The sequence below is a fragment of the Azospirillum sp. OGB3 genome, from assembly GCF_014192915.1.
Taxonomy (GTDB): domain Bacteria; phylum Pseudomonadota; class Alphaproteobacteria; order Azospirillales; family Azospirillaceae; genus Azospirillum.
Genome location: NZ_JACHYN010000014.1, coordinates 109,470 through 130,878, shown reverse-complemented (window position 1 = coordinate 130,878; position 21,409 = coordinate 109,470). Strand labels below are relative to the sequence as shown.

Below are 21,409 nucleotides of genomic sequence, written 5' to 3'. Positions count from 1 at the left end.
CTTCCATGCCCGGAGGAAGGGACCGGGGGTCTGTGGTCGCTAAAGCGGATTGCAATCCGCTTTGGACCGCGCCGGCGGGCTCCGGTCGCACATGCGACCGGAGCCCGCCGGCGAATGAGGCGATATGAGTCTAAAGCGAACGGAAGTTCGCTTTAGTCCTCGGACGCCACGGGCTTGGGGGCCGCGGCCTGCTCCGCCTGAATCCGCTCGACGATGCGCGTCAGCGCCGCCGCGTCCAGGGGGCTGTCCATGTTCAGGTCCTGGGCGAACTTGCGGATCACGCCGATGGCACGGCGCCGCGTCACGATGTCGACGTCGCCGGGCCGCGTCCGCTCGACCACCGGCCCCTTGTAGTAGCCGCTGCCGACGCGCCATTGGCGCTGCCCGTCCGCCCGCCATTTGGTGCCGTCGGACAGCACCATGCAGCGGTTGCCCTCGGTGAAGGCATCGACGGTGGCGATCCTCTCCGGGCCGGTCTGGCTGTTGTGGATCGTCACCTGATCCCCGACCCTGAACGCTGTCATTCTGTGATCATCCTCATCTCTGTCAGTCGCCGTCCGACACCGGACCTCCGGAAAGGTGCCGTGCGCCCTGGTCGGTCTCGCGCCGCTCCTCCACCGCCGCCATCAGCCGCGACTTCGCGGTGGCGCGGCTGTCGGGCGTCCCGTCCACCGTCCGCTGGCCCAGCGGCTGGCTCCGCGAGGCGGAGCGCACGCCGTTCAGCGCCGCCAGGAAGCCGGTGGCCGGACGCATCGTTCGGCCGCCGCGCAGCCCCGGCGGCGGCCCTGAAGACGGCCCCCCGGGCGGTGATGCCGGCGGCAGCGGCTGCGCCACGGCAACGGGCACCGTCTCCGGGTCTTCGTGCGGTGCCCGCCGTTCGGCGGCCTCGGCATGGGCGAGGCTGGTGGCGCGCTCCACGACCAGCGTCCGGCATTCGCCGTCCAGCGTTTCGTAAACGCGCTTGGCCTCGTTCAGTTCATCCAGATCTTCCGTTTTCAGCGTGCGTTCCAACGCGCTGGAGAGCAGGCGGAACTCCAGCACACCCGGCACCCGCGCCTCGTCCACGGCGCGCTTCAGCACGCCGACGGCTTGCAGGGTTTCACGGTCCAATGGGCCTTCGGGCATCGACATGCTGTGGGTTGATCGACGGGATAACCCGAAATATCGGCTGAGGCCCGGTGGGGTCAAGTGCGATCCGGCACCGTTCCGGCTTCACCCTCCGGTTCGACGGCACCGCGTCTTTGCAGCCACAGGGCGACGAGCCAGCACAGCGCGGCCCAACCCGCCCCGACGCACCAACCCGCCAGAACGTCAGTCGGCCAATGGACGCCCAGATAGACACGGCTGCTGCCGACCAGCAGCGTCACCGCCATCGCCACGACGAGCACATAGGCCTTCTGCCGCCTCCCCTCGACGAAGCGCGCCAGCATCGCGCCCAGCGTCAGGAAGACGACCGCCGACAGCAGCGAATGGCCGCTGGGGAAGCTGGCGGTAAAGACGATGTCGCCGTGGGGGACGATGTCCGGGCGCTCCCGGCCGATCTGGTTCTTCAGCAGGCCGCTGATCGCCATGCCGCCGCCGACCGACAGCAGCACCAGGAGCGACGCCCCGCGCTTCCCCCGAAGCAGCAGGAAGCCCACCGTCACCGCGGTGATCAGCGACAGCACGGTGATGCTGCCCAAAGCCGTGACGTCGCGCGCCGCGTTGTGAAGCCAGGGCGGCCCCAGCGGCGTCGCCGGATCGCCGGCCACCCGCAGCGCCATCAGCACCGCGCGGTCGAAGGCCGCCGTCTCGCCCTCGATCACCTCGCCGGCCAGCAGGGCGAAGGCCAGGATCAGCCCGGCGCTGACCGCCATGCCGACGAGAAGCCGCAACTCGTGCCGGCCGAGCCTCGTCCAGAAACCGGGTGCTCTCAATCCTGCCAGCGCCATCGCCCGTCCCATGCCTCCCGTCCGTCGCAAAACGGTTATGGGAACGCGGACCCGCATGAAAAAGGTCCGCGGAAACGAAACGGGCAAGGCCACGCCGTCGCACCGCAAACATAAAGATATCTTTATGCTTGCGGGGTTCCGAATGCGCTGCTACACCAGCGCCACAGCGGGCCGGTGCGCCCGCCCCTTTTCATTGCTGTCCCGCAAACAGCCGCCCAGGAGACTCCCCGATGGCCGCGCCCGCCAACTTCACCGACTACAAGGTCAAGGACATCAGCCTCGCCGAGTGGGGCCGCAAGGAAATCACCATCGCCGAGACCGAGATGCCCGGCCTGATGGCGCTGCGCGCGGAGTTCGGCGAGACGAAGCCGCTGGCCGGCGCCCGCATCGTCGGCTGCCTGCACATGACCATCCAGACCGCCGTGCTGATCGAGACGCTGACCGCTCTCGGCGCGACCGTCCGCTGGTCGTCGTGCAACATCTTCTCGACCCAGGACCAGGCCGCCGCCGCCATCGCCGCCGCCGGCATCCCGGTCTTCGCCTGGAAGGGCGAGACGGAGGAGGAGTTCTGGTGGTGCATCGAGCAGACGCTGCGCGGTCCGGACGGTTGGACCCCGAACATGATCCTGGACGACGGCGGCGACGTCACGCAGATCATGCACGACAAGTATCCGGAGATGCTGGCCGAGGTCCGCGGCCTGTCGGAGGAGACCACCACCGGCGTCCACCGTCTCTATGAGATGATGAAGAAGGGCACGCTGAAGGTTCCGGCCATCAACGTGAACGACAGCGTCACCAAGTCGAAGTTCGACAACCTCTACGGCTGCCGCGAGTCGCTGGTCGACGGCATCAAGCGCGCCACCGACGTGATGGTGGCCGGCAAGGTCGCCGTGGTCGCCGGCTACGGCGACGTGGGCAAGGGCTCGGCCGCCTCGCTGCGCTCGCAGGGCGCCCGCGTCCTGGTGACGGAGATCGATCCGATCACCGCGCTCCAGGCCGCCATGGAAGGCTATCAGGTCGTCACGATGGACGAGGCCGCCCCGCAGGGCGACATCTTCGTCACCGCGACCGGCAATGTGGACGTCATCACGCTGGACCACATGCGCGCCATGAAGGACCGCGCCATCGTCTGCAACATCGGCCACTTCGACAGCGAGATCCAGATCGAGGCTCTCCGCAACTACAAGTGGGAAGAGGTCAAGCCGCAGGTTGACGAGGTCGTCTTCCCCGACGGCAAGCGCCTGATCGTCCTGGCCCAGGGCCGCCTGGTGAACCTGGGCTGCGCCACCGGCCACCCGAGCTTCGTGATGAGCGCCAGCTTCACCAACCAGGTGCTGGCCCAGATCGAGCTGTGGACCAACGCCGCCAGCTACGAGAACAAGGTCTACGTCCTGCCGAAGCACCTGGACGAGAAGGTCGCCCGCCTGCATCTGGACAAGATCGGCGCCAAGCTGACCACGCTTTCGGCCAAGCAGGCCGAGTACATCGGCGTGAAGGTCGAAGGCCCGTTCAAGCCGGACCACTACCGCTACTAAGCGGGTCCGGACGGACCGGGTCCGAACGGATCGGAACGGAAAGGGCCGCCCCATGGGGCGGCCCTTTTTCATGGAGCGAATGCGGCGCCCCCTTTCAGACGATGGCCAAGCCGTCTTCTCAGCGGCGCCGGCACAGATCGTCGATCAGCCCCCGGATTGCCGTGTGGACCGCTTCCATGCGCTGCACCAGCGTGCCACCCGCTGAACGGGCCAAGGCGTCGTCGAACGCCTGCATCAGGATGGGGTTGTCAGGCCCGGCGATACCGGGAACGCCGACCAGATCCCGCGCGAGCGCGGCACACTCCAAAGCGACCTGCTCTTCGGTAGCCACTCTCAGACTCAGCCGTTGGAAGAGGTCGCGGTCGCGCTCGACGGCCCGGGAGGAGATCTGCCCCCACAAGCGGCCCACCAGGACCGCGGCGAAGGCCGCCCGGAAAAAGCGCCTCCCCACCCCCTGGAAGTCGAAGGAGCCGTCGATGGGATCGGGCATCCTTTCCACCCAAGCCTGATCGGCCAGAACCGTCTGGTAGGTGATTCCCGAACAGGCGCACAGCAGCGCATAGGCGCGACCCGACGTGCCGGGATCGCGCCGCAAAGACCGCAAGGTGGTCTCATAGGCGACGAAAAGGGGCTGGCTGGCGATGCTGCGATCCGCGATGTCGCGCGTCAGACCGTCGGCCAGGAAAAAGTTGAGGTCGTCGAGGGGTATTGCACGTCCCGCTGACGCGATCGCGGCAACTGCGTAAGCGTGCGCGACGGGCTCGCGCAGATAATCGACGTGGCTCCCCATGAAGGATGGCGTTACCCGATGCGGTTCCGGTTGGTGTGCTGGTCGAATGATTGGCGGAACCCCTTCGGAAGAAGGGCATCGAACATGGTGACTTTGGACCCTTCACCCGGCATCATACGCTCCGGACGGGGCGCGTTCAGGTACGCGGCACCGAGGCTTTGCGACGTCGAGTCACCGGTCCGTTCGGTCCTTGTCGGCGCAACGCGGGAGTTTTTGCGGATCGCGCCTTGGGTCGGAGTGTCTGCGGCGGAATCGTTCGTCTCTTGGAAGGCCGAAAGAACCATTGCTCACCCGCCCCCGGAAAAAACAAAAAGGCTTCCCACTCGGGAGCACCCTGACGATCGATCAAGGCTAGTCCGAACTTGCGGGTACCGCAACACTGATTTTCATCTTATGCGCCGCGGCGAAAGGCCCTGAGCAACCCCAAGGCCCCGCCGCCCTGACCCGCCATCCGGATTAGGCCGCGCCGGACGGCGTGGGTCGCATCAGCGCCGCACCATCGGCGCCAGATCCTTGCGGATGCCGGCGTCCAGCCGGGCGTTCAGGTCGTCCATCATGCGGCGGACGAGATCCTGCAGGGTCGCCTCGCGGTCGGCCACCGAAATGTTCTCCGGCACGGTGGTGGACTGCGTCACGGTCGCTTTGGTCATGCCGCGGTAGGTCGTCTCGCCGGGCAGTTCGCCGCTGATCTCGACCTCGATCCGCCCGTCGTAGCGCTGGGCCTGATCGTTGGTGAAGTAGCCCTTCACCCCGCCGGTCTTGGGAAGCTGAACCTCGACGATGCTGGCGTCGCGGATGGTGACGCGGACGCGGCCCGGCCCACCGGCGGCCTGCAGCCGCTCGTTGGCCCAGCGGCGCACCGCCTCGGCGGGCGGCAGGGGGATGCGCTGGTCGACGGCGGTGCCGGCCGGCCGGTGGGCGTCCACCACGTCGACGCCGCCCGCGTTCAGGACGATCGGGCCGAAGTTGGAATAGTCGATGGGCCGGGCCGCCGGACGCGGCGGCGTGCTCTGGCAGGCCGTCAAGGCCACGGTGGCGAGAGCGGCGGCGAGAACGAAACGGCGGGTGGGCATGATCGCTCCGGTGAGACGGAAAAACGGCGCGGCACTATAGCCGCGCCGTTTCCCAAGCGCATCCGGAACCTGGAGCCCCCTACTTCGCCGTCCCGTAGACCCGGTCGAGGTCCGCGTCGTCGAAGTGGTAGGCGGTGGAGCAGAACTGGCAGACCACCTCGACCCGCCCATCGTCGATCTTCAGGCTCTGCACCTCGTCCCGCGGCAGGCTGGACAGCATGTCCGACACCCGCTCGCGCGAGCAGCGGCAGCCGAAGCGCAGGGCCTTGGGCTGCCACACCCGCACGCCGTCCTCGTGGAACAGGCGGAACAGCAGGTCGCGGGCCGGCAGCTCGGGGTCGAGAAGCTCGTCGCCGGTGGTGCTGGACAGCAGGACCATGGCGCGGCGCCACGCGTCCTCGTCGCCGGAGCCGAGCACCTTTTCCGTGGCGTCCTGCGGCAGGCGCTGGATCATGATGCCGCCGGCCCGCCAGGCGCCCTTGCTGCCGTCCGGCAGGGTTTCCTGGTCCACCGACACGGTCAGGCCGGTGTCGATCTGCTCCGACTGGCGGAAATAATGCTGCACGCAGTCGGCCAGCGTCTTGCCGTACAGCTCGACGATGCCCTGGTAGCGCTCGGTGTTCGGCCCCTGGTCCACGGTGAAGGCGATGTGGCCCTTGCCGAGCAGGGCCGGCGCCGGGGCGATGGCCACGTCGTCGCCGGCCTTGACCAGGGCTTCCTCGTCGAACTGGGCGTAGGCGCGGATGTCGCCGACCGAGGTGATGTCCGCCACCATCAGCCGGACCGGGCCGTCGCCCTTGGTCTGGAGCGTGAAGATGCCGTCGTACTTCAGCATGCTGGACAGCAGCATGGCGAGCGTCATCGTCTCGGCCAGGAAGCGGGCGACCGGCTCTGGATAGGCATGGCGGGTCAGGATTTCGTCCAGCGCGGGGCCCAGCTTCACCATGCGGCCGCGCAGGCGCGACGCCTCGATCTGGAAAGGCAGAACGAGATCGTCGGCGATCGGTTGGACGGAAGGATCGTCCATGATGTCCTCGAAGTTACGACAGGCCATGGCCCGGCGCCGCCATCCCGCTCATCGCAGGGGGCGGCGCCGGGCCATGACTCCAATTCCAAGGGCTCTTAGCCCCAAGTGCTCTTAAATAGTGGCGCCGAGGCACCATGCCAGTATGGCCTTCTGGGCGTGCAGGCGATTTTCCGCCTCGTCCCAGACGACCGAGTGCCGGCCGTCGATCACCCCGTCGGTCACCTCCTCCCCGCGGTGGGCGGGCAGGCAGTGCATGAACAGGGCGTCGGGGGCGGCGAGATCCATCAGCGCCTCGTTGACCTGATAGGGACCCAGGACCGCCGCCCGCTCGTCCACGTCGGTGTTGTGCATGGAGGCCCAGGCGTCGGTGACCACGCAGTCGGCGCCGCGCACGGCCTCCTCCGGCGAGGTGGTGACGGTGATCCGCCCGCCCTCGCGCTTCACCCAGTCCAGCAGCTCCGGCGCCGGGCCGTAGATCTCCGGGCAGCCGAGGCGGATCTCCACGCCGAGGCGCACCGCCACATGGACCCAGCTCACCGCCACGTTGTTCACGTCGCCGATCCAGGCCACCGTGCGCCCTTCGATGGGGCCGCGATGCTCCTCGAAGGTCATCACGTCGGCCATGATCTGGCAGGGGTGCGACTGGTCGGTCAGGCCGTTGATGATCGGCACCGAGGCGAACTCGGCCAGCTCGTGCACGCGCTCCTCGCCCATGGTGCGGACCATCACCGCGTCCACGTAGCGGGACAGCACGCGGGCGGTGTCGCCGATGGTCTCGCCGCGGCCGAGCTGCATGTCGTCGGGCTTCAGCACCACCACGTCGCCGCCGAGCTGGCGCATGCCCACCTCGAAGGAGACGCGGGTGCGAGTCGACGGCTTCTCGAAGATCATCGCCAGCGTGCGGCCCGCGAACAGCGAGCGGTAGGCCGGGATGTCCTTCTTGATGGTCGCGGCCATGGCGAGGATCTGGCGCAGGGTCGCCTTGTCCAGCCGGTCGATGTCGAGGAAATGACGGACGGCGGACATCACACCAGCTCCTTGGCGGTCTTGGCGAGGATGGCCACGGCCTCCTCCACCTCGGCCTCGCCGATGTTCAGCGGCGGCAGCAGCCGGACCACGTTCTCGCCCGCCGGAACCGACAGCAGGCCGTTGGCGCGCAGCGCCGCCACCACGTCGCCGACCGCCGGGCCGCAGGCGAGGCCGAGCATCAGCCCCTTGCCGCGCACGCCCGTGAAGACCGCCGGGTTCTCGGCCACCAGCCCGGCCAGACGGTCCTGGAGCAGGCCGCCGATGCGCTGCACATGGTCGAGGAAGCCGGGCTCCAGCACCTTGTCCAGCACGGCGTTGCCGACCGCGGTGGCCAGCGGGTTGCCGCCGTAGGTCGAGCCGTGGGTGCCGGCGGTCATGCCCGACGCCGCCGTCTCGGTGGCGAGGCAGGCGCCCAGCGGGAAGCCGCCGCCGATGCCCTTGGCCACCGCCATGACGTCCGGCGTGATGCCGGCCCATTCATGGGCGAACAGCTTGCCGGTGCGGCCCATGCCACACTGGATCTCGTCCAGGAACAGCAGCAGCCCGTGCTGGTCGCACAGCGCGCGCAGGCCGCGCAGGAACTCGACCGAGCCGGTGCGGATGCCGCCCTCACCCTGGATCGGCTCCAGGCAGATGGCCGCGGTGCGGTCGGTGATGGCGGCGCGCACCGCCTCCAGATCGCCGAAGGGCACGAGGTCGAAGCCGTCGAGCAGCGGGCCGAAGCCCTTGATCAGCTTCTCCTGCTGCGCCGCCGACACCGCCGCCAGCGTGCGGCCGTGGAAGGCCTGCTCGAAGGTGATGATGCGGGTGCGGGCCTTGTCGCCCTTCTCGTAATGGTATTTGCGGATCAGCTTGGCGCCACATTCCCACGCCTCGGCGCCCGAGTTCGTGAAGAACACGGTGTCGGCGAAGGTCGCCTCGGTCAGCCGCTTGGCGAGGCTCTCCTGCCCGGCGACCCGGAACAGGTTGGAGGTGTGCCAGAGCTTGTGGGCCTGGGCGGTCAGCGCCTCGACCAGATAGGGATTCGCGTGGCCGAGGACGTTCACCGCCACACCGGCGGCGAAGTCGAGGAATCGTCGCCCGTCGGTCGCGTACAGATACGGACCTTCGCCGCGCTCGAACACGATGTCGGCGCGGGCATATGTGGGCATGACGACCGGAATCACAGCGAAAACCTCCAAATGAGGAAAGCCCGGCGGACACCCTCGCCCGCCGGGAACCGTCGAATATCAAGATGTCACTTCACCCTGTCAACGGATTGGCTACGCCGACCGGCTGAATTCGGCCGGATTCCGGCGAATTTACGCCTTGAGCTTGTAGCCCGTCTTCAGCATGCGCCACGCCAGCCACCACAGGCCGCCGTTGACGGCCAGCATCACGAGAATCCCGATCCCCAGCGTGCCGTCCGACCGCCCGATGAAGCCGTAGCGGAAGCCGTCGATCATGTAGAAGAACGGGTCGAAATGGGCGATCCACCAGAACACCGGCGGCAGCGTTTCCACCGAATAGAAGGTGCCGGACAGGAAGGACAGCGGCGTCACCACGAAGTTGGTCACCGCCGCGATGTTGTCGAACTTCTCCGACCAGATGCCGCCGACCAGCCCGAGCAGCGACAGCAGCATGGAGGCCATCAGGGCGTGGAAGATCACGAACTCCGGATGGGCGATGCGCACCGGGACGAAGGCCCAGATCGCCAGCCCGGTGACCAGCCCGACCAGCAGGCCGCGCGTCACCCCGCCCATGACGAAGCCGAAGGCCAGCTCCAGCGGGGCCATCGGCGGCATCAGGATATCGACGATGTTGCCCTGGACCTTGGCGATCACCACGGAGGAGGAGGTGTTGGCGAAGGCGTTCTGAGCCATCGCCATCATGATCAGGCCAGGCGCCAGGAACTCCAGATAGGGCACCGTGCCGATCATCCGCACGGCACCACCCAGCGCCAGCGCGAAGACGGCGTAGAACAGCAGGGTGGTGACCACGGGCGCCCAGACGGTCTGCTGGTGCACCTTCAGGAACCGGCGCACCTCGCGCGCGTAGAGGGTCCACAGGCCGACCCAGTTGACGGCGCCGACCTGGCGGGGCATGGGAGGGAGAGGATGAGTCATCGCACCACGATTCACAGGAATGGACCGGACTTTAGGGCGCGCCGCCCGTTCCGGCAACCGCCCCCGGACGGGAGACAGCCATGACCCGCGACCAGCCGCCGGCCCGCAAGCCGCCGCGCCGCGTCACCGCCCAGTATCTGGAGAACGCGGCCCTGCACTATCTCCAGCGCTTCGCCAGCTCCTCGGCCAGCCTGCGCCGCGTGCTGATGCGCAAGGTCGACCGCTCCGCCCAGGCCCACGGCACCGATCCCGCGGAGGGGGCGCGCTGGGTCGAAGACCTGATCGCCCGCTACCTGCGCAGCGGCCTGCTCAACGACGCGGCGTACGCGGAGATGCGCGCGGCCAGCCTGCACCGCCGCGGCACCTCGACCCGCGCCATCCGCGAGAAGCTGTCCGCCAAGGGCATCGGCCGCGACGAGGCCGACCGCGCGCTGGAGTCGCTGGACGAGGAGGTGGAGGGCGACCTGAACCTGACCGCCGCCCTGGCGCTGGCCCGCCGCCGCCGGCTCGGCCCCTACCGCCTGCCGGAGAAGCGCGCGGAGTTCCGCGACAAGGATCTGGCGGCGCTGGGCCGCGCCGGCTTCGCCTACGACATCGCCCGGCGGGTGGTGGACGCCGAAGACCCCGACTCGGTGGAGTAACCCCCTCCCCTCCGCGGCCCGTTCGCCCCGCCCGGCTGTTGTTCGGCAAACGCCACCGGTTCGGGAAAGCAGACATGCGCCACGCCGCCCTCGCGGGCCTCACCCTCGCCGCCGGGCTGCTCACTGCCGTCGGGACCGCCCGCGCGCAGGACGACGAGCGCATGGCGCTGTCGTCGGAACTGCCGGTCACCGTCGAGGACGCCGCGGCCATCGAGAAGGGCAGCGTCGACGTGAAGGTCCGCGCCTTCTTCGACCGGCTGAAGGGGGACGGCGGGCGCAACCGCCTGACCTTCGACCCGGAACTCCAGGTCGGCGTCGCCGACGGCCTGGCGCTGAAGGCCAATCCCGGCTACCGCGTCGGCAACGCCGACGACGCGCAGCAGGGCGACGTCAAGCTGTCCGCCGAATACAACATCCTCGCACCCTCGCAGGGACGGCTGGGCCTCTCGGTGGAGCCGCTGGTCAGCATCCCCTACGGGTCGGGGAGCAAAACGACCGAGGCCGGGATCACCGGGCGCCTGACCCAGCCGCTCGGCACCGCCGCCAGCGCACCGCGCCTGCACGCCAACCTGTCCTGGCGGCATCGGTTCGATCCGGAGCCGGGCGAGCGCGACAACCGCTTCATCATGGCGGCCGGGATGAACGCCCCGGTCGGCCCGGCCACCGCCGTGGCCTTCGACGTGGTGCGCGAGCAGTCGCCGGAGCGTGGCAAGGCCGACAATTTCGTGGAGGCCGGCGTCCGGCATCTCGTCGGCGAAGACCTCGCCGTGGGTGCCGGCATCGGCGTCGGGTTCGGCCCCGATTCGCCGCGCTACCGCCTGCTGCTGGGCGTGCAGCGGTCGTTTTAGGGCAACCCCCGGAAACGACAAAACGCGCGCAACGCCTTTCGGCGATGCGCGCGGCACTCTCAACCGGGGTTCGGTGCAACCGAGAGTCGGAGTCGTCCTGGTGTGGGGCTTGACACCCGGCCGCGGAGTTTGCCGCCCCGCGGTGACGTCACCAGAATCGCCTGGACGCGCTCCGGCGCCTCCAGGCGGTCAGCCTCAGGCCGCGACGGCCTGCTGCTTGTCCTGGGCCTTGGCGATGCGGCGCTTCAGGCGGCGCGCTTCCAGGCTGAGGACGTCGTCCTTCGCGTCGAGCAGGAAGGCGTCGAGGCCGCCCTTGTGCTCGATCGAACGGATCGCGTTGGTGGAGATACGCAGGCGCACCATCTGACCCAGAGCGTCGCTCAGCAGCGCGGTTTCCTGCAGGTTCGGCTGGAAACGGCGGCGGGTCTTGTTGTTGGCGTGGCTGACGTTGTTGCCAAACTGCGTGCCCTTGCCGGTCACGGAGCACCGACGTGCCATCGGAGTGATCCTTTATTTTAGCAAATGAAACCCGGTCCCGGGCAGCATACCGCCCGAAGGAGGCGGCGTTATAGTCGAACAAGCGCGCGCCCGTCAAGGAAGGAAGAGACGGGCGCGCGCCGATCGACGGTCCCCGGGCCGGCGGGGACCGCGATCCGGTGGGATTACTGGGCGGCGGGAGCGGCGGCCTTCTTCTCCTCAGCCTTCGGAGCGGCCTTGGGCGCTTCCGGCTTCGGCGCGTCGGCCTTGGGAGCTTCGACCTTCGGAGCTTCAGCCTTCACGTCCGCCGTCTTCTCCTCAACCTTCGGGGCGGCCTTCACCTCGGTCTTCTTCTCCTCGGCCTTGGGCGCCGGGGCGGCAACCGCCTCGACCTTCGGCGTTTCGGCCTTCACCGGTTCCGCCTTCGGAGCGGGCGCCTCGGCCTTCGGAGCGGCCTTGGGAGCGGCGGCCTTGGCCGGAGCCTTGCGGGCCGCCGGAGCCTTCTTCGGCGCGGGGGCGGGAGCCGCCTCGGCCTTCTTCTCCTCAGCCTTGGGCGCTTCGACCTTGGGGGCCTCGACCTTCGGAGCGACCGCCTTCGGAGCCGGAACCGGGGCGGCGACCGGAGCGGCCTTGGGCGCCGGGGCGGCCGGCGTCAGGGTCACCGGGCTGACGCCCAGTTCGGCGGCGATCTTCGAGGAGACGTCGAGAACGGTCTGCACCTGGTTGACGACCCGGGCCTGGGCGACGGTCGCCCATTCGCGCTGCACGGCGACGAGGTCCGCCGGGCTGCGCACCTTGGCGAATTCGCCGGCGAGGTGGGTCGTCTCGCCGATGCCGGCGGTCACGCCGTCGAGCAGGCGGCGGCAACCGTCCTGCATCACGCCGGCGACGCGCGTCCCGCGGGCGGCGTAGGTCTCGGCGTTCGCCTTGCCCAGCGGTGACAGGGCGAGGGGATTGAAGCGCTCGAAAAGATCCAGAAAGTTGGCGGCCATGTCCTAAGGTCTCCCGTTGACGACTCGACGCGGAGGCGGTGTCGGACAAGTCAACTCCGGCTCATACCCCAGGAGACTGCGGGCAAACCTCTCGCCCAAGCGCCACGAAGGCGCTCCTTTCCCGCCCACGCCACCTTATGCACGGGAGAATCGTCGCGCAACGGAAATGTTGCGGTGCAGCATACCCGAAAGGACCTACTCCACCGCGCGCCCGAGGAACTTTTCAAGCAGAATGCGTGCGGCGGCGGTGGGGGTGACGGCGCCGCCGGTGACGCGGGATTCCAGCGCGGACAGGTCGGCGCGCACGGCGGGATGCCCCTTGAAGGCGTCCACCAGCGTCTCGCGGATCTCGCTCCACAGCCAGGCGCGGGCCTGCTCGGCGCGGCGCGTGGCGCGGACTCCGGACGCCTCGGTGATGGCCTTGTGCTCCCCGATGGTCTCCCACACCGAATCGATGCCGGCTTTCGTGATGGCCGAGCAGCTCAGCACCGGCACGCGCCAGTCGCCGTGCCGCAGCAGGGTCAGCGCGTGGCGGTAGTCCGCGACGGTATGCCGCGCCGTGTTGGCGAGATCGCCGTCCGCCTTGTTGACGACCACGAGGTCGGCCAGTTCGACGATGCCCTTCTTGATGCCCTGAAGCTCGTCGCCACCGGCGGGCAGCAGCAGCAGCATGAACAGGTCGACCATGTCGGCCACCGCCGTCTCCGACTGGCCGACGCCCACCGTCTCCACCACGATCACGTCGAAGCCCGCCGCCTCGCAGACCAGCATGGCCTCGCGCGTGCGGCGGGCCACGCCGCCCAGCGTGGCGCCGGCCGGCGACGGACGGATGAAGGCGTTCGGCTCGCGCGACAGGTCGACCATGCGCGTCTTGTCGCCCAGGATGGAACCGCCGGTGCGCTGCGACGACGGATCGATGGCCAGAACCGCCACTTTGTGCCCGCGCGCGATGACGTGCTGCCCGAACGCCTCGATGAAGGTCGACTTGCCCACCCCCGGCACGCCGGAAATGCCCACCCGCACCGAGTTGCCGGTGTGGGGCAGCAGCGTCTCCAGCAGGGCGTCGGCCTGGGCGCGGTGGTCGCGCCGGGTCGATTCGATCAGCGTGATGGCGCGGGCGAGCGCGCGGCGGTCACCCCGCAGCACCGCGTCGGCGAGCGCGGCGGGGGTGTTGAGGGCGGGGGCGGTGGTCATGCAGGGAACCTAGCGGGCGCGGCGGGCGCGGTGAAGCCCCTCATCGACCCACTGCGTCGATCCGCTGCGTCCATCCGCCATCGCTCGTCGGCATTCAGGCGGGCTTGGCGACCAAACCGTCCAGCCAGACCTCCAGCGCGGCGAACAGGGCGACCGCCGTGGCGCAGGCGGCCTGCGCCGACTCGGGCGCCTCCAGATCGCTCTCCAGCCGGGCAAGCAGCGCCTTCCAGCGGCCGGCCATGTCGATCCCGGCCGAGGCCAGGAAGCGCGCCCCGTGCGTGGCGTCGAAGCCCAGCGCGCGGGTGACGTTGGGCAGCATCGCCCTCCCGCCATGGGCGGAACCGTCCAGCACATAGCGCGCCGCCAGCCGCGCCGGCACGCCGTCCAGCGCCGGCAGCGCCCCCGCCACCGGCAATGAGTCCGCATCCACCCCCAGATCGGCCAGATCGGCGCGCAGCAGGTCCAGCCGCTCGGCGCCCTCACCCAGCGCCCCCTCGCCCAACGCCCGCTCGCCCAACGCCCGCTCGCCCAACGCCCGCTCGATGGGGGCGTTGAAGCCGTGCAGGGCGATCAGGGCGTCGCGGTATTCGTCCACGGTGATCGTCGGACTGGTCAGCGGGCGCAGCACCGCCGCCCGGTCCAGCCGCTCATGGATGTCGCGGGTCGCTTCGCGCAACGCCTGCCGTACGGGTCCCAAGAAAATGCTCCGTCATGTCTATTGGGTCAGGTTGGGGCGAGGACTTCGGGAACCGGTTCCGGCCCCTGGGAGGATTCCTGCTGCCGCGCCCACAATGCGGCATAGGCGCCGCCGCGCGACAGCAGTTCCGTGTGGCGTCCCCGTTCGATCACACGCCCGGCCTCCATCACCAGGATCTCGTCGGCGTCGATCACGGTGGACAGGCGGTGCGCGATGACCAGCGTGGTGCGGCCCCGGCTGACCTCGCGCAGGTTCGCCTGGATCTCCCGCTCGGTGTGGGTGTCGAGCGCCGAGGTCGCCTCGTCGAACAGCAGGATCGCCGGGTTCTTCAGGATGGTGCGGGCGATGGCGACACGCTGCTTCTCGCCGCCGGACAGCTTCAGCCCGCGTTCCCCCACCGTGGTCTCGTAGCCGTCGGGGAGCGCCATGATGAAGTTGTGGATGTGGGCCAGCCGCGCCGCCTGCTCGACCTCCGCCGGGCTGGCGCCGGGGCGGCCGTAGGCGATGTTGTAATAGACCGTGTCGTTGAACAGCACCGTGTCCTGCGGGACGATGCCGATGGCGCCGCGCAGCGATTGCTGGGTCACCTCCCGGATGTCCTGCCCGTCGATCAGGATGCCGCCGCCCGACACGTCGTAGAAGCGGAACAGCAGGCGCCCGATGGTCGATTTGCCCGCCCCGGACGGGCCGACGATGGCCACCGTCCGCCCGGCGGGCACGGTGAAGCTCACCCCCTTGAGGATCGGACGCCGCGGATCGTAGCCGAACTCCACCCCGTCGAAGCGCAGTTCGCCCCCGGTGATGGCCAGCGCCGGGGCGCCCGGCTGGTCGGCCACCTCGCGGTCCACCGACAGCAGCGTCACCATGGATTCCACGTCGATCAGCGCCTGCTTGATCTCGCGGTACACCACCCCGAAGAAGTTCAGCGGCTGGTAGAGCTGGAGCAGGTAGGTGTTGACCAGCACGAAGTCGCCCAGCGTCATCGTGCCGTTGACGATGCCGCGCGCCGCCATGCCCATGACCACCGCCAGCCCCAGCGAGATAATCGCCGACTGGCCGATGTTCAGCAGCGACAGGCTGCGCTGGCTCTTGACCGCCGCCTGCTCGTAGGAGGCCAGCGCCTGATCGTAGCGCCGGGCCTCGTGCCCCTCGTTGCCGAAATACTTGACGGTCTCGTAGTTCAGCAGGCTGTCCACCGCCTTGGTGTTGGCCTTGTTGTCGGTCTCGTTCATGGCGCGGCGGAACTGGATGCGCCATTCCGACACGAAGAAGGTGTAGGCGATGTAGCTGCCCACCGTGGCGAAGGTCGCCAGCGCGAACCAGCCGTCGAACATCCGCCACAGGATCACGCAGACCAGCGTGATCTCCACCAGCGTCGGCACGATGGAGAACAGGGCGTAGCGCAGCAGCGTCTCGATGGCGCGGGTGCCGCGCTCCAGCGAACGGGTCAGTCCGCCGGTCTGGCGCTCCAGATGGAAGCGCAGCGACAGGGCGTGCAGATGCTGGAAGACCGACAGGGCGACCTTGCGGATGGTGCGCTGGGCGACGTTGGCGAACACCGCGTCGCGCAGTTCGGCGAAGACCAGCGACATGACCCGCGCCAGACCGTAGGCGACGATCAGCCCCAGCGGAATCGTCACCAACGCCCCGGCGTCGCCCGGCGACAGGGCGTCGACCGCCCGCTTGTAGAAGAGCGGCACCCAAACGTTCGCCACCTTGGCACCGACCAGCAGGACCAGCGCCACCACCACGCGCAGCTTCGTCTCGACGGAATCATGCGGCCACAGATAGGGGACGAGCGAGCGCAGCGCCGCCATGTCGCCGGTGCTGGACGCGGCCTCCGCATAGGAGGGGGCCGGGCTGGGGTTGCTGGTGCGGCGGCGCATGGAAGGGTCCGGGAAAGGGGTCGGTTGCCAAAGGCGGCTGCCCTAACCTAGGGCCAGTTGCCGCGCCAACCAAGGAAGACGGGCCGTGCGCCGGCTGCATGGCGGTTTGCCGGAGCCTTTCCACACGGCCGGCGGGAATCGATCTCTGAAAAATTGCAAGCGGACGAATGGATAAAACCGTATTAGACTTATTGTCTATCTCCGTCGGCGAGGGCTGCGGAGCGATTGCCGCATAGGGCCGAACGTGCTGAAAAACCTCTCCCTGACCGCCAAACTGTCCCTGCTGAACGTGCTGGGGCTGTTCATCCTGGCCATCGTGCTGACGCTGGCCTCCAGCCACGTGCTGAGCGACCGCAGCGCCGCCTCCGCGCAGGAGCAGCGGGAGCGCAGCATGGCTCTGGCCCACATGCTTCTGAAGCAGAACGGCGCCGACTACAGCCTGCGCGACGGCGCGCTCTATATCGGATCGGTGCGGGTCGACGGCGACACCCGCATGGTCGACCAGATCCGCGAGCTGACCGGCGGTGCGGCCACGGTGTTCCGCGGCGACACCCGCGTCGCCACCACCGTGCAGAACCCCGACGGCAGCCGGGCCAACGGCACGAAGCTGGGCGCCGGGCCGGTCTTCGACAGCGTCATCACCCAGCGCAAGCCCTACCGCGGCGAGGCCGACATCCTGGGCGAGCGCTACTTCACCTCCTACGACCCGCTGCTCGACGCCTCCGGCTCGGTGGTCGGCGTGCTGTTCGTCGGGCTGAAGCGGGCCGACGTGATGAGGGTGGTGGACGAGGTGGAGCGCACCATCCTGGTGGTGGCGCCGCTGGTCACGCTGGCCTTCGGCCTGGTCAGCTTCTTCCTGGTCCGCCGCCAGATGGGCGCGGTGCGGGCGATGAGCGCGACCATGCACGACCTCGCCGCCGACAAGCTGGAGGTGGCCGTTCCCGGCCTCGACCGCGGCGACGAGATCGGGCAGATGGCGCAGGCGGTGCAGGTGTTCAAGGACAACGCCATCCAGAAGAAGGCGATGGACGAGGCCGAGCGCGCGCGGCTGGAGGCCGAACGCCGCGCCGACGAGGCGCAGCGCGCCCGCGAGGCGGCGATCGGCGAGGAGATCGCCGCGCTGATCGACGGCGTGTCGAAGGGCGACCTGTCGCGCCGCCTCGACCTGGCCGGCAAGGACGGCTTCTACAAGACCATGTCGGCGGGCATCAACCGCCTGACCGACACGGTGGAGGCGGTCATCGCCGACCTCGGCGCGGTGCTCAGCGCGCTCGCCCAGGGCGACCTCAACAAGCGGGTGCAACGCGACTACGAGGGCGCCTTCCAGACGCTGAAAACCGACGTCAACGCCACCTCCGCCAAGCTGTCGGAGATCGTCGGCCAGATCACCCAGGCGGCGGACACCATCGCCTCGGCGGCGGGCGAGGTCTCCATCGGCTCCTCCGACCTCGCGGAGCGGACGGAGCAGCAGGCGTCCTCGCTGGAGGAGACGGCGGCGAGCATGGAGGAGCTGGGGGCGACGGTGCGCTCCAACGCCGACAACGCCCAGCGCGCCAACGGCATGGCCGCCGACGCCCGCACCGCCGCGGAGTCCGGCGGCACGGTGGCGGATTCGGCGATCGACGCGATGAAGCGCATCGAGGCGTCGAGCCGCAAGATCACCGACATCATCGGGGTGATCGACGAGATTGCCTTCCAGACCAACCTGCTGGCGCTGAACGCGGCGGTGGAGGCGGCGCGGGCCGGCGACGCCGGGCGCGGCTTCGCGGTCGTGGCCCAGGAGGTGCGCAACCTCGCCCAGCGCTCCGCCCAGGCGTCCAAGGAGATCAAGGGCCTTATCCTGGACAGCGACGCCCAAGTGAAGGACGGGGTGGAGCTGGTCAAGAAGGCCGGCGACGCGCTGGAGGGCATCGTGTCGGGCGTCCAGCAGGTCGCCGGGCTGATCGCCGAGATGGCCTCGGCCTCCTCCGAGCAGGCGGCGGCGCTCGACGAGATCAACGCCACCGTCTCGCAGATGGACGAGATGACCCAGAAGAACGCCGCGCTCGTCGAGGAGACCACCGCCGCCGCTCAGGCCATGGCCGGTCAGGCGAACGACCTGAAGGGGCTGATCGGCTTCTTCAAGCTGGACCCGCGCGCCGTGCCGGTCGCCGTCGCGGCCACCACTGCGGCACTGCGGCATGTGGCGCCGATGGCGCGTCCGGCCGCCCCGGCGCCCCGCTCCGCCCGCGCCGCGGCCAAGCCGGCGCCGCGCGCGGTGGCCCATTCGGGCGCCGCGCTCAAGCGCAACGTCAGCGAGGACGACGACTGGAAGGAGTTCTGAGGGTCGAAGTGATCATTGCCCCCACCCCGCCTCAATTGGCGATCGGTGTCGCCTCGATCTTGCGGCGCGGCGCGGCCTTGATCGAGGGGCCGGCGTTGTCCTCCGGCTTGGCGACCGTCGTCGTCGTGCCGCGGGCGGTCTGGATGGGCGCGCTGCCGCGCAGGCGCAGCAGATGAATCCGCACATAGGCGGTCGACCCCACCGCCTGCACCGCCACCCAGTCGGTGCCGCGGGCGCGGCCCAGAACCTTCAGGGGCTGGCCGGGCGGGAAGGTGGCGACGATGGGGGCGCCGTTGCTCGGCTGCGACCGCAGCGCGGTGGTCTTGTCGGTTTCCCACTCGCCGGAGACGGTGTCGAGCCCGGCCGGGGATGCGCTGGCGGTCCCCTGCACGACGGGCGCGCGGTTGGTCCGCTGGCCCGTCTGGCAGGCGGTCAGCATCACCGCGCAGGCCACGGCGAGGGAGACGGGAACGAGGCGCAGGCGTCTGGTCATCACGGACTCTGTCGGGTAGCCCTTTCGATCGGGCGACCATACAGGATGCGCCCCCACCCGCGCCACCGCGCCGCGGCAAAGCCGCTATGCACTGTTTGTGGCAGGAAAGTGGCGCCGCCGGTTCCAGTCCTAGGCGAGGACGCCCAGCTGCCAGACGAAGAAGACGCCCAACCCCACGGCGATGGTGAGGAGCTGCTTGCCCGTCGCCACGCAGGCGAGCACGGCGGCCAGCGCGCCGACCAGCTGCGGGTTCCCCCAGGTCAGCTCCAGCCCCTCGCCGTTTGGAGACAGGATCATCGGCACGATGATGGCGGTCAGCACCGTCACCGGGACGAAGCCCAGCGCCTGTTTCAGCAGCGGCGGAAAGACCACCCGGTCGCCCAGCACGAACAGCGCCGCCTTCACGAAGACGGTGACCGCCGCCATGCCCAGGATCATGACGGTGTTGGTCAGGACGGTCCCGGTCATGCCGCCTCCTCCTCCTCCCGCCGCCCGGCCTCCAGCCCGCCCGAGCGCCAGCGTTGCAGGGCCATTCCGACGGTGACGCCAGCCACCACGGCGGCCATCAGCCCCAGCTTGTAGGGAACGTCCTGCCCCAGATAGGCCACGGCCCCCGCCGCCACCGCCGCCGCGAAGTTGGGCAGGCTGGCAAGCTGCGGGACGACGATGGCGATGAAGGTGGCAACCATCGCGAAATCCAGCCCAAGCGACTGGAGTTGCGGAAAGGCCGCGCCGAACAGCAGGCCGACCAGGGTCCAGAACTGCCAGTTCGCGTACATCGACAGGCAGGAGCCCAGGAAGTACCAGTGCCCGAGCGGCGCCCGCGGGTGCCGGGCGTAATAGCCGGCCATCACCGCGAAGGTCTCGTCCGTCAGGAAGAAGCCCAGCGTCCAGCGCCAGCGCGCCGGCAGATGGGCGACGTGCGGCAGCAGCGTTGCGGCGTAGAGGGCGTGGCGCAGGTTCACGATCAGGGTGGTCAGCCAGATCACCGCCAGCCCGGCGTGCCCGGCCACCAGACCCAGCGCGATGAACTGGCTGGACCCCGCATAGACCGACAGGGACATGAGCTGCCCCTGCCACGCCGCCAGCGGGCCGGCGGCCACCAGCGTGCCGAAGATCACCCCGAAGGGCGCCGCGCCGATGACCATCGGCAGGGTGTCGCGGGCGCCGGCGGCGAAGCTGGATCGTCTGGTCATGATCGTTCTGAAGCGTCTTGTCGGACCGTTCCATGGAACAGCGTCGGGTTGCGGACCATAGCGCTGCGACGGGCGCACCGCCCGCCTTTTATTGTCCGGGAGACAAGTCCATCCACCCCACCCCGCGCAAAATGCCGCATGCGAACGAACGATGAAAATTTCCCGCATTTGGAGTATTTTTTCGGAATTCTCGCACTCGCTGCGTTTGCCGGGGAGCCCGCTCGCGTGAAGGTACCGTTCAACAACAAGGCCCGCTTGATCGACGACGTCGTCTGGCATCAAATTCCACGCCTGAAGATCGAGCCGCGGCGCAAGATCGTCGCGTCGCTGGTGGCGCCCTTCCGGCCCCGCACCCCCGGTTTCACGCCGTCCGAACGGGCGTTGAGCCTCAAGACCCAGTTGGAGACGCGCGGCTACACCGACGCCTTCCGCCTGATGACCGACGAGCAGGTCGCGGCGATGCGGCGTTATTTCGAGGAACAGCCCTGCTTCGACGGCGGCCACCGGCAATACGGCTCCTTCACCATCGACAAGGTGCCGTCGCCGGACATCCAGATGGCCCGCTATGTGGAGGAGCAGTTCCTGGCCGCGCCCCATCTGCTGGACACCATCAACCATCCGCTCGTCCTGGAGGTTGCGGAGGCGTTCCATGGCTGCAAGCCGACCATCGACGGCATGTCGGTCTGGTGGTCGCTGGCCCGGCCCAACCCGCGGATCAGCACGCAGAACTACCACCGCGACTACAACCAGGTCCGCCACTTCAAGATGTTCCTGTACCTGACGGACACCGACATGGGCGGCGGGCCGCACATCTACGTCCCGGCTTCCCAGCACGGGCAGGAGCTTCTGGAGCGGCGCAATCACTCCGACGCCGAGGTCGAGGCGGTGTATGGGGCGTCGGCGCCCGTCGCGCTGACCGGGCGGGCGGGCGACTGCTTCCTGGCCGACAACATCGGGATGCACAAGGCTCTCCAGCCGACGCACAGCGACCGGCTGATCGTCGTCACCGAATACACGTTGCTGCGCAACCGCTTCGGCCCGCTCCAGCCGGTGCTGCCGAATCCGGACCGCCGTTACGACCCCTACATCAACCGGGTCTATCTGCGGAGTTAACGATTCCGGTGGGGCCGCCGTGCCGGGGGAAGGGCTTTTCATCCACCCGCCTTTCCGGC

General features: G+C 69.1%; 22 protein-coding genes. 5 read left to right on the top strand and 17 right to left on the bottom strand.

Annotation, left to right across the window (positions count from 1 at the left end; translation table 11 throughout):
* Nucleotides 1-152: 152 nt before the first annotated feature.
* The 3 genes from FHW79_RS23885 to FHW79_RS23875 form a co-directional block, all read right to left on the bottom strand.
* On the bottom strand, nucleotides 153-524 hold the full coding sequence (locus FHW79_RS23885) for a hypothetical protein (protein ID WP_183181204.1): 372 nt from the start codon (nucleotides 522-524) through the stop codon (nucleotides 153-155).
* A 22-nt stretch (nucleotides 525-546) separates the two neighbouring features.
* Entirely contained in the window at nucleotides 547-1,110 is a 564-nt protein-coding gene (locus tag FHW79_RS23880; RefSeq protein WP_183181203.1) for a hypothetical protein, read from the bottom strand.
* 74 nt (nucleotides 1,111-1,184) lie between these two features.
* Nucleotides 1,185-1,943, bottom strand: coding sequence for a phosphatase PAP2 family protein (locus FHW79_RS23875; RefSeq protein WP_183181202.1), 759 nt, complete (start codon nucleotides 1,941-1,943; stop codon nucleotides 1,185-1,187).
* A 218-nt stretch (nucleotides 1,944-2,161) separates the two neighbouring features.
* On the opposite strand from FHW79_RS23875, the gene ahcY reads away from it, so the two are divergent.
* Nucleotides 2,162-3,466, top strand: coding sequence for an adenosylhomocysteinase (gene ahcY / locus FHW79_RS23870; protein ID WP_174439554.1), 1,305 nt, complete (start codon nucleotides 2,162-2,164; stop codon nucleotides 3,464-3,466).
* 118 nt (nucleotides 3,467-3,584) lie between these two features.
* Here ahcY and FHW79_RS23865 read toward each other — a convergent pair whose 3' ends face one another.
* The 6 genes from FHW79_RS23865 to FHW79_RS23840 all read right to left on the bottom strand — a co-directional run bounded on the left by FHW79_RS23865 (nucleotide 3,585) and on the right by FHW79_RS23840 (nucleotide 9,490).
* Nucleotides 3,585-4,256, bottom strand: coding sequence for a hypothetical protein (locus tag FHW79_RS23865; RefSeq protein ID WP_183181201.1), 672 nt, complete (start codon nucleotides 4,254-4,256; stop codon nucleotides 3,585-3,587).
* Between the two features lie 485 nt (nucleotides 4,257-4,741).
* On the bottom strand, nucleotides 4,742-5,329 hold the full coding sequence (locus tag FHW79_RS23860; protein WP_183181200.1) for a hypothetical protein: 588 nt from the start codon (nucleotides 5,327-5,329) through the stop codon (nucleotides 4,742-4,744).
* A 79-nt stretch (nucleotides 5,330-5,408) separates the two neighbouring features.
* A complete protein-coding gene (locus FHW79_RS23855; RefSeq protein ID WP_247884572.1) occupies nucleotides 5,409-6,356 on the bottom strand; it encodes an Hsp33 family molecular chaperone in 948 nt (315 codons plus the stop codon).
* Nucleotides 6,357-6,467: 111 nt separating this feature from the next.
* Complete coding sequence (gene argF / locus FHW79_RS23850) at nucleotides 6,468-7,382, bottom strand: ornithine carbamoyltransferase (RefSeq protein ID WP_149651079.1); 915 nt, start codon at nucleotides 7,380-7,382, stop codon at nucleotides 6,468-6,470.
* Complete coding sequence (locus FHW79_RS23845) at nucleotides 7,382-8,536, bottom strand: aspartate aminotransferase family protein (RefSeq protein ID WP_183181198.1); 1,155 nt, start codon at nucleotides 8,534-8,536, stop codon at nucleotides 7,382-7,384. Before FHW79_RS23845 ends, argF begins: the two co-directional genes overlap by 1 nt.
* A 150-nt stretch (nucleotides 8,537-8,686) precedes the next feature.
* Nucleotides 8,687-9,490 carry an ABC transporter permease gene (locus FHW79_RS23840; protein WP_035678066.1) on the bottom strand — a complete coding sequence of 268 codons (804 nt, stop codon included), beginning with the start codon at nucleotides 9,488-9,490 and terminating at the stop codon, nucleotides 8,687-8,689.
* A gap of 80 nt (nucleotides 9,491-9,570) precedes the next feature.
* On the opposite strand from FHW79_RS23840, the gene FHW79_RS23835 reads away from it, so the two are divergent.
* Both FHW79_RS23835 and FHW79_RS23830 read left to right on the top strand, forming a co-directional pair.
* Entirely contained in the window at nucleotides 9,571-10,131 is a 561-nt protein-coding gene (locus tag FHW79_RS23835) for a RecX family transcriptional regulator (protein ID WP_040133851.1), read from the top strand.
* Nucleotides 10,132-10,205: 74 nt separating this feature from the next.
* A complete protein-coding gene (locus FHW79_RS23830; protein ID WP_247884571.1) occupies nucleotides 10,206-10,979 on the top strand; it encodes a hypothetical protein in 774 nt (257 codons plus the stop codon).
* 195 nt (nucleotides 10,980-11,174) lie between these two features.
* Here FHW79_RS23830 and rpmB read toward each other — a convergent pair whose 3' ends face one another.
* The 5 genes from rpmB to FHW79_RS23805 form a co-directional block, all read right to left on the bottom strand.
* Nucleotides 11,175-11,477: a 50S ribosomal protein L28 gene (gene rpmB, locus FHW79_RS23825; protein WP_014198082.1), complete on the bottom strand. Its 303-nt coding sequence runs from the start codon at nucleotides 11,475-11,477 to the stop codon at nucleotides 11,175-11,177.
* 164 nt (nucleotides 11,478-11,641) lie between these two features.
* Nucleotides 11,642-12,448 carry a phasin family protein gene (locus FHW79_RS23820; protein ID WP_183181197.1) on the bottom strand — a complete coding sequence of 269 codons (807 nt, stop codon included), beginning with the start codon at nucleotides 12,446-12,448 and terminating at the stop codon, nucleotides 11,642-11,644.
* A 195-nt stretch (nucleotides 12,449-12,643) separates the two neighbouring features.
* Nucleotides 12,644-13,642 carry a methylmalonyl Co-A mutase-associated GTPase MeaB gene (gene meaB, locus FHW79_RS23815; RefSeq protein ID WP_183181196.1) on the bottom strand — a complete coding sequence of 333 codons (999 nt, stop codon included), beginning with the start codon at nucleotides 13,640-13,642 and terminating at the stop codon, nucleotides 12,644-12,646.
* Between the two features lie 94 nt (nucleotides 13,643-13,736).
* Nucleotides 13,737-14,339, bottom strand: a complete 603-nt coding sequence (locus FHW79_RS23810) for a biliverdin-producing heme oxygenase (RefSeq protein ID WP_183181195.1) — start codon at nucleotides 14,337-14,339, stop codon at nucleotides 13,737-13,739.
* Nucleotides 14,340-14,365: 26 nt separating this feature from the next.
* Complete coding sequence (locus tag FHW79_RS23805; RefSeq protein ID WP_282184020.1) at nucleotides 14,366-16,225, bottom strand: ABC transporter ATP-binding protein/permease; 1,860 nt, start codon at nucleotides 16,223-16,225, stop codon at nucleotides 14,366-14,368.
* A gap of 244 nt (nucleotides 16,226-16,469) precedes the next feature.
* Between FHW79_RS23805 and FHW79_RS23800 the strand changes: the two genes are divergently transcribed.
* Nucleotides 16,470-18,548: a methyl-accepting chemotaxis protein gene (locus FHW79_RS23800; RefSeq protein ID WP_183181194.1), complete on the top strand. Its 2,079-nt coding sequence runs from the start codon at nucleotides 16,470-16,472 to the stop codon at nucleotides 18,546-18,548.
* Between the two features lie 31 nt (nucleotides 18,549-18,579).
* Here FHW79_RS23800 and FHW79_RS23795 read toward each other — a convergent pair whose 3' ends face one another.
* The 3 genes from FHW79_RS23795 to FHW79_RS23785 all read right to left on the bottom strand — a co-directional run bounded on the left by FHW79_RS23795 (nucleotide 18,580) and on the right by FHW79_RS23785 (nucleotide 20,237).
* Complete coding sequence (locus tag FHW79_RS23795) at nucleotides 18,580-19,041, bottom strand: SH3 domain-containing protein (protein WP_183181193.1); 462 nt, start codon at nucleotides 19,039-19,041, stop codon at nucleotides 18,580-18,582.
* Nucleotides 19,042-19,170: 129 nt separating this feature from the next.
* Nucleotides 19,171-19,509: an AzlD domain-containing protein gene (locus FHW79_RS23790; protein ID WP_211108454.1), complete on the bottom strand. Its 339-nt coding sequence runs from the start codon at nucleotides 19,507-19,509 to the stop codon at nucleotides 19,171-19,173.
* Entirely contained in the window at nucleotides 19,506-20,237 is a 732-nt protein-coding gene (locus FHW79_RS23785) for an AzlC family ABC transporter permease (protein WP_183181192.1), read from the bottom strand. Before FHW79_RS23785 ends, FHW79_RS23790 begins: the two co-directional genes overlap by 4 nt.
* A gap of 225 nt (nucleotides 20,238-20,462) precedes the next feature.
* Here FHW79_RS23785 and FHW79_RS23780 point away from each other — a divergent pair, with 225 nt between their 5' ends.
* The gene (locus FHW79_RS23780) at nucleotides 20,463-21,350 is read left to right on the top strand and encodes a phytanoyl-CoA dioxygenase family protein (protein WP_183181191.1); all 888 of its coding nucleotides are present in this window, start codon (nucleotides 20,463-20,465) and stop codon (nucleotides 21,348-21,350) included.
* Nucleotides 21,351-21,409 lie beyond the last annotated feature (59 nt).

Bases quoted from the DNA above. Each gene is read 5' to 3' on its own strand.
- FHW79_RS23885 (WP_183181204.1), bottom strand. From the start codon at position 524: ATGACAGCGTTCAGGGTCGGGGATCAGGTGACGATCCACAACAGCCAG.
- FHW79_RS23875 (WP_183181202.1), bottom strand. From the start codon at position 1,943: ATGGGACGGGCGATGGCGCTGGCAGGATTGAGAGCACCCGGTTTCTGG.
- ahcY (WP_174439554.1), top strand. From the start codon at position 2,162: ATGGCCGCGCCCGCCAACTTCACCGACTACAAGGTCAAGGACATCAGC.
- FHW79_RS23865 (WP_183181201.1), bottom strand. From the start codon at position 4,256: ATGGGGAGCCACGTCGATTATCTGCGCGAGCCCGTCGCGCACGCTTAC.
- FHW79_RS23860 (WP_183181200.1), bottom strand. From the start codon at position 5,329: ATGCCCACCCGCCGTTTCGTTCTCGCCGCCGCTCTCGCCACCGTGGCC.
- FHW79_RS23855 (WP_247884572.1), bottom strand. From the start codon at position 6,356: ATGGACGATCCTTCCGTCCAACCGATCGCCGACGATCTCGTTCTGCCT.
- argF (WP_149651079.1), bottom strand. From the start codon at position 7,382: ATGTCCGCCGTCCGTCATTTCCTCGACATCGACCGGCTGGACAAGGCG.
- FHW79_RS23845 (WP_183181198.1), bottom strand. From the start codon at position 8,536: ATGCCCACATATGCCCGCGCCGACATCGTGTTCGAGCGCGGCGAAGGT.
- FHW79_RS23840 (WP_035678066.1), bottom strand. From the start codon at position 9,490: ATGACTCATCCTCTCCCTCCCATGCCCCGCCAGGTCGGCGCCGTCAAC.
- FHW79_RS23835 (WP_040133851.1), top strand. From the start codon at position 9,571: ATGACCCGCGACCAGCCGCCGGCCCGCAAGCCGCCGCGCCGCGTCACC.
- FHW79_RS23830 (WP_247884571.1), top strand. From the start codon at position 10,206: ATGCGCCACGCCGCCCTCGCGGGCCTCACCCTCGCCGCCGGGCTGCTC.
- rpmB (WP_014198082.1), bottom strand. From the start codon at position 11,477: ATGGCACGTCGGTGCTCCGTGACCGGCAAGGGCACGCAGTTTGGCAAC.
- FHW79_RS23820 (WP_183181197.1), bottom strand. From the start codon at position 12,448: ATGGCCGCCAACTTTCTGGATCTTTTCGAGCGCTTCAATCCCCTCGCC.
- meaB (WP_183181196.1), bottom strand. From the start codon at position 13,642: ATGACCACCGCCCCCGCCCTCAACACCCCCGCCGCGCTCGCCGACGCG.
- FHW79_RS23805 (WP_282184020.1), bottom strand. From the start codon at position 16,225: ATGCGCCGCCGCACCAGCAACCCCAGCCCGGCCCCCTCCTATGCGGAG.
- FHW79_RS23795 (WP_183181193.1), bottom strand. From the start codon at position 19,041: ATGACCAGACGCCTGCGCCTCGTTCCCGTCTCCCTCGCCGTGGCCTGC.
- FHW79_RS23790 (WP_211108454.1), bottom strand. From the start codon at position 19,509: ATGACCGGGACCGTCCTGACCAACACCGTCATGATCCTGGGCATGGCG.
- FHW79_RS23785 (WP_183181192.1), bottom strand. From the start codon at position 20,237: ATGACCAGACGATCCAGCTTCGCCGCCGGCGCCCGCGACACCCTGCCG.